The organism is Actinophytocola sp. (genome assembly GCF_009379765.1).
Taxonomy (GTDB): domain Bacteria; phylum Actinomycetota; class Actinomycetes; order Mycobacteriales; family Pseudonocardiaceae; genus Actinophytocola.
In genome coordinates this window covers 1-6,357 of the sequence record NZ_WHTD01000274.1, presented here as the reverse complement: position 1 = coordinate 6,357, position 6,357 = coordinate 1, and the positions used below count along the sequence as shown (strand labels likewise).

Here is a 6,357-nt window from a genome sequence, read left to right as displayed (position 1 = left end):
GTCGGCCACCGGGAGCTGGCAGAACCTCGGCTACGTGCTGCAGTGGCCGCTCTTCGGCGTGTTCCCCGCCTTCATGTTCTGGCGCCTGCGCAAGCTGCGTGCCCAGCAGCGCGCGGACGCCGCGACCCCGGCGGACCAGCCGCGGACCGCGACCCCGCTGGTCGCGACCCCCACCGACGGCGGCCGGTTCGACGGCGACCCCGCTGTCGACCGGGCGGTGGGCCCGATGCAGTTCATCCCGTCGACCTGGCGCCGCTGGGCCTCCGACGCGAACCTGGACGGCTGGGGGGACCCCCAGCAGATCGACGACGCCGCCCTGTCGGCGGCTCGCTACCTGTGCGCGGGCGACCGCGACCTGGCCGTCCCGGCGGACTGGTGGGCGGCGGTGTTCTCGTACAACAACTCCGTCCCGTACGGCCAGAAGGTCTTCGGCCTGGCCGACGGGTACGCCCGCACCGCACTGTCCGAGACCTGACCCGGGCACCACCGCGCCGGTAGTGTCCGGTCGGGACACACCGGAGGTGGCGATGCTGGCGGTACTGGGCGCGAGCCAGGAGGAGGACCGGGTCTACAGCCAGCTGGTCACGGCGATGTCCGCCACCGAGACCGAGCTTGCCGCCGCCACCGGCATTGCCGCCGACCAGGTTCGCGCCGCGCTCGCCGCGCTCATCGACCGCAGGCTCGCCAGCCGGACCCCCGACTCGCCGGCCCGGTTCGTCGCCGCGTCCCCCAGCGTGGTCGAGTCGATGATCGCCGAGCGGTTCGAGGAACTGCGCGGCGCGCAGGCGACCCTGGACCGGCTGGCCTCGCAGTATCGAGCGAACAGCCTGGCGCAGGTGGCGTCCGGCGTGTTCGAGATCGTGCGCGGGATCGACGCGTTGCGTGAGTGCTCCCTCGGACTGCTGCGCTCGGCGAAGTCCGAGGTGTTCAACATGATCAAGCCGCCGGTCATCGCGGTGCAGACCAGCGAGCGCGTCCAGCCCGACCCGTCGACCCGCGGCCGGCTGATCTTCGAGACCCAGGCGCTGGACGAGCCGGGCAACCTCGCCGCGATCGAGCAGGACCTGCGCATCCAGGACGAGCTGCGGGTGCACACGAGACTCCCGATCAAGATGCTGGCCATCGACCGCTCCGTCGCCCTGGTCCCGGTCGCGCAGCGCAACACCACGCCCGTCGGGGTCCTGGTGCGGGAGAGCGCCGTGCTCGACGCCCTGCTCGCCCTGTTCGAGCACGTCTGGGCGACGGCCGTCCCGCTGCACGTCGACAGCGCGAACTCGCGTGCGCCCGCCGGCCCGTCGGTGCTCTCCGGCGACGATCGCCGGCTGCTGTCCATGCTGCTGGCCGGCCTGACCGACGAGGCGATCGCCGCCCATCGCGGGATCAGCGTGCGCACCGTGCAGCGCAAGGTGCAGGCGCTGATGACCGTCGCGCATGTCCGCACCCGCATGCAGCTGGCCTGGGAGGCCGCCAAGCAGGGCTGGATGTGACGTGGCGGGTGACGTGTCCACGTCACTGGCGGGGAGCGGACAGCGCTTTCTCTTGAGCTGGATGATCACGACTTCCTAGCCTTCGGTTCGTGACCGAACCGCCATCGCCCGTCCCGGCCGACGATCCCGAGCCCGTAGGGCCGCCGCCCGCCGGGCCCGAGCCCGACCCGGATCCCGGCCCGGACCGGGAGGACCTGCCGCGTCCGTGGACGTGGCGGGTGGCCCGGTCGGCCCGACCCACCCCGAGCAGGAGGTACCCCGTGAGATCGCCTGTCAGACCTGCCGTCGCGCCGGGCGGCTGGCGCACGGCCGCCCGGTTGTTCGTCGTCGCGCTGCTCGCGGCGCTGGTGGCACCCACGCTGGCCGCGGCGAGCCCGGAGCCCGCCGTGCCGACGACGGACAGCAAGATCGCCGCTGTACTGCGCGACACGCTCGGCGGCGACCGCGCCACCGACTTCTGGATCCGGCTCGGTACCAGGGCCGACACCGCGAGCGCCCGCGCCGTGCCCGACTGGGTGGACCGCGGCCAGCGGGTCGTCGACACGCTGACCGCCGCGGCGAAGGAGTCGCAGGCCCCGGTCCGCCGGATGCTCGACGCCCGCGGGCTGCGCTACGAGGCGTTCTGGGTGACCAACGCGATTCTCGTGCACGGTGGCACCCTGGCGGCCGCGTCCGAGCTGGCCGGGCTCGCGAACGTCGTCGAGATCCGCGCACCGCAGGACTATGACAAGCCCGAGCCTGTCGAGACGAAGCCGGTGTCGGCGACCGCGGCCGACGGCGTGGCGTGGGGGGTCGCCGACATCAACGCCGACGACGTCTGGGCGGAGTACCGCACCCACGGCGAGGGCATCGTCGTCGGCACCATCGACACCGGCGTGCAGTTCGACCATCCGGCGCTCGTCGCGTCCTACCGGGGGAACAACGGCGACGGGACCTTCGACCACGACTACAACTGGCTGGACACCTCCGGCCGGTGCGGCGGCGCCCCGTGCGACGCCGATCTCGACGGCTCGCACGGAACGCACACGATGGGCACCATGGTCGGCGCGGACGGCACCGCCAACCAGATCGGCGTGGCGCCCGGCGCGCGCTGGATCACCGCGAACGGCTGCGCCGTCTGCTCGGACGTCGACCTCGTCGAGGCCGCGCAGTGGATGCTCGCCCCGACCGACACCGACGGCGGCAACCCCGACGTGAGCAAGCGCCCGCACATCGTCAACAACTCGCTCGGCACCAAAACCCCGTCGAACGACCCGTTCCTGGAGGACATCCTGCGCAACTGGTCCGACGCCGGCATCTTCGGCGTATGGGCCAACGGCAACCTCGGCGAGTTCGGCTGCGCGACCAGCAGCTCGCCCGGCAGCCGCACGATCAACTACTCGGTCGGCGCCTACGGCCCGGACCACATCGCCGCCTACTTCTCCAGCCGTGGTCCCGGCCAGGACGGCGAGGTCAAGCCGAACATCTCCGCGCCAGGCGTGTCCGTGCGCTCGTCGGTGCGCGGCGGCTACGCGGAGGAGTCCGGCACGTCGATGGCGGCACCGCACGTCGCGGGCGCCGTGGCGCTGCTGTGGGCGGCCGACCCGACCCTCGTCGGCGACGTGGCCCGCACCCGCGAGCTGCTCGACCTCACCGCGGTCGACACCGCCGACGACAGCTGCGGCGGCACGGCCGAGGACAACAACACCTTCGGCGAGGGTCGCCTGGACGCCCTGGCGCTGCTGCGCGCGAGCGACGGCGGCGGCACCGGAACGCTGGCCGGCACGGTCACCGACGCCGCGACTGGCCAGCCGGTCCGCGGCGCCACGGTCACGGTGACCGGCCCGGTGGACCGGGAGACCGCCACCCAGGCCGACGGCGGCTACTCGCTGGTCCTGCTGCCCGGCGACTACCAGGTCCGGGTGACCGCGTTCGGCCACGAGGACACCACCGTGCCGGCCCGGGTCACGCTCGGGCAGGCCACCCCGCTCGACATCGCGATGACCGCGCGGGACACGGTGACCGTGAGCGGTTCGGTGCTCGACGGCTCCGGGCACGGCTGGCCGCTGCACGCGCGGGTGAGCGTCGCGGGTGCGCAGACCGACTCGGTGTTCACCGACCCCTACACCGGCCGGTTCAGCATCGAGCTGCCGTCGAACGCGGCGCACACGCTGCTGGTCACGCCGCAGTACCCGGGCTACCAGGCGGCCGAGGTGGCGGTCGAGACCGGCGTCGACGACCTCACCCGCGACGTCGAGGTGCCGGTCGACGCGGAGTCCTGCACCGCGCCGGGCTACGGCTGGGCGGTGCGCGGGGTGCGCTCGGACTTCGACGAGCCGACCACGCCCGACGGCTGGACGGTGACCGACAACAACGGCAACGGCGGCGTGTGGGTCTTCGACGACCCGGGCAACCAGGGCAACCGGACCGGCGGCAGCGGCGGCTTCGCGATCTTCGACGGCGCCTACCTGCCCGACCAGATCCGCTGGGACTCCACGCTCACCACCCCCGTGGCGGACCTGTCCGACGAGCCGGCGCCCGCGCTGGACCTCGACATCGACTACACCAGCCAGAGCCGCGGCATCGCCACCGGCGAGATCGACCTGTCCGTCGACGGCGGCGCGACCTGGCAGAACATCTGGCGCCGCGAGCAGGGAGGCGAGCGGCACCAGCCGGTGCACATCGACCTGCCGCAGGCGGCGAACCAGCCGGCCGTCCAGGTCCGGTTCCGCTACACCACGATCAACACCGGCTGGTGGCAGATCGACGACCTGGTGCTGGGCAAGGAGTACTGCGCCCCGGTGCGCGGCGGCCTGGTCGCCGGCCAGGTGGTCGACGCGAACACCGAGGCGTTCCTGGCCGGGGCCAGGATCGGCGGCCCGGACCTGCCGGGGACGGTGACCTCGGCGGCGACGCCGAGCGACCCGGCCCTCCCCGACGGCTACTACTGGCTGTTCTCCCCGGCCGTCGGCGGGCACGAGCTCACCGCGAGCAGGGCGAGCTACCAGCCCGACACGCACACGGTGAACATCGCGCCGAACTGGGTGACCCGCCAGGACTTCGACCTCCGCGCCGGCCACCTGGTGCTCGACCCGGCGAGCGTGTCGAGCACCCAACGGCTGGGCGCCACGAAGACCAAGCGGGTGACCGTCACCAACACCGGTACCGCACCGGTGGACGTGACGCTGCGCGAGGACGGCGGCGACCGCACGATCCTCGCCGCACGGGCCGGCGCCCCGACCCGGCGGGTCCCGGCGGCGACCACCCCGGGCCGGATCGTCCCGGCGGCGGCGAAGGCCGCGCCGGCCAGCACCGCGCCGGCCGGGCCGCCGTGGACACCGATCGCCAACCTCCCGCGTTCGCTCATGGACAACTCGGTGGTGACCGCCGACGACGGCACCGTCTACTCCTTCGGCGGCGAGTTCACCAACGAGGTGTTCGGCTACGACCCGGACACCGGGGCGTGGACGGCGCGGGCCGCGATGGGCACCGAGCGACAGAAGCCGGCGGCCGCGTTCATCGGCGGGAAGGTCTACGTGACCGGCGGGTGGTGGGTCAACGGCGTGCCGGTGAACGCGTTGGAGATCTACAATCCCAACACCGACAGCTGGTCGGCCGGCGCGTCCGTGCCGACCGCGTTCGCGGGCTCCGGCGTTGGCGTGGTTGGTGACACCATGTACGTCGTCGGCGGCTGCGACGCCCAGGTCTGCGGGCACCCGGACGTGTTCGCGTACTCGACGGGCAGCGACAGCTGGCGCCGGGTGGCCGACTACCCGGAGCCGGTCTCGTGGAGCTCGTGCGGCGGCATCGGCGACAAGCTCTACTGCGCCGGCGGGGTGACCGGGGACAGCGGCAGCACCAGGCACACCTACGTCTACGACCCGGTGAGCGACGCGTGGGCGCCGCTCGCCGACATGACGCTGGACCTGTGGTCGGCCGGGTACGCGGCGGTCAACGGCCGGCTGGTGGTCTCGGGTGGCTCGGTGGACAACGGCGCCGCCATCACCAACGAGGGCATCGCCTACGACCCCGCGGCCGACCGGTGGTCGTCGATCCCGAACTCGAACGAGGCCGTCTACCGCGGCGGCAGCTCGTGCGGGCTCTACAAGGTCGCCGGGTCGACGGGTGGGTTCAGTCCGATCCCGCGCGCCGAGGTGCTGCCCGGCTACGGCAACTGCGGCTCGTCCGCGGAGCTGCCGTGGCTGTCCACGGACAGCACCGAGTTCTCCCTCGACCCGGGGGAGAGCACCAAGGTGACGCTCACCTTCGACGCGGCGGCGCAGTCGGTGGACCAGCCGGGGACCTACACCGGCCGGATCACCGTGGCGAACAACTCGCCATACGCGCTCGCGCTCGACGCGACGATGACGGTGAACCCGCCCAAGCAGTGGGGCAAGATCACCGGCTCCGTGGCCGGCAAACGGTGTGACGGAACGGTCGTGTCGTTGGCCGGTGCGACCGTCGCGATCGACTCGTGGGCGGCGAGCTACACGCTGCGGACCGACCGCGACGGCAGGTACCAGCTGTGGCTGGACAAACGGAACAACCCGCTGTCGGTGATCGTCGCGCTGGACGGTTGGCGGCCGCAGAGCCGGCAGGTGAAGGTCAAGGCCGGTGCGACGACGGCGGCCGACTTCACCCTCGTCACGACCAGCGCGTGCCGCACCTGACCCGGTAGCAGGGCGGCCGGGCCGGGAGGTCGTCGCGACCTCCCGGCCCGGCCGGTCACCGTCCGGGACCCCGGGTGTTAGCGTCGGTGGTGTGAATGGCGGAGTGATGGCTCGCCGGGTGGGGATCGTCGCTCTCTGTGTCGTGTCGCTGGTTGCTTGCGTCGGCTTGGCGTGGTGGCAGTGGCAGCGCTTCGAGTCGGCCACCGGGAGCTGGCAGAACC

At 72.8% G+C, this 6,357-nt stretch carries 3 protein-coding genes; all 3 read left to right on the top strand.

Annotated features, from left to right (window positions below):
• Positions 1–475 (top strand): lytic murein transglycosylase (locus tag GEV28_RS41720; protein WP_291419829.1); only part of this gene is annotated, 475 nt, incomplete at its 5' end.
• Between the two features lie 52 nt (positions 476–527).
• A complete protein-coding gene (locus GEV28_RS41715) occupies positions 528–1,487 on the top strand; it encodes a LuxR family transcriptional regulator (protein ID WP_291419827.1) in 960 nt (319 codons plus the stop codon).
• Between the two features lie 260 nt (positions 1,488–1,747).
• Positions 1,748–6,136, top strand: coding sequence for a S8 family serine peptidase (locus GEV28_RS41710; protein WP_291419825.1), 4,389 nt, complete (start codon positions 1,748–1,750; stop codon positions 6,134–6,136).
• Positions 6,137–6,357 lie beyond the last annotated feature (221 nt).

Excerpts from the sequence above, each read along its gene's own strand:
- GEV28_RS41715 (WP_291419827.1), top strand. The coding sequence starts at position 528 with ATGCTGGCGGTACTGGGCGCGAGCCAGGAGGAGGACCGGGTCTACAGC.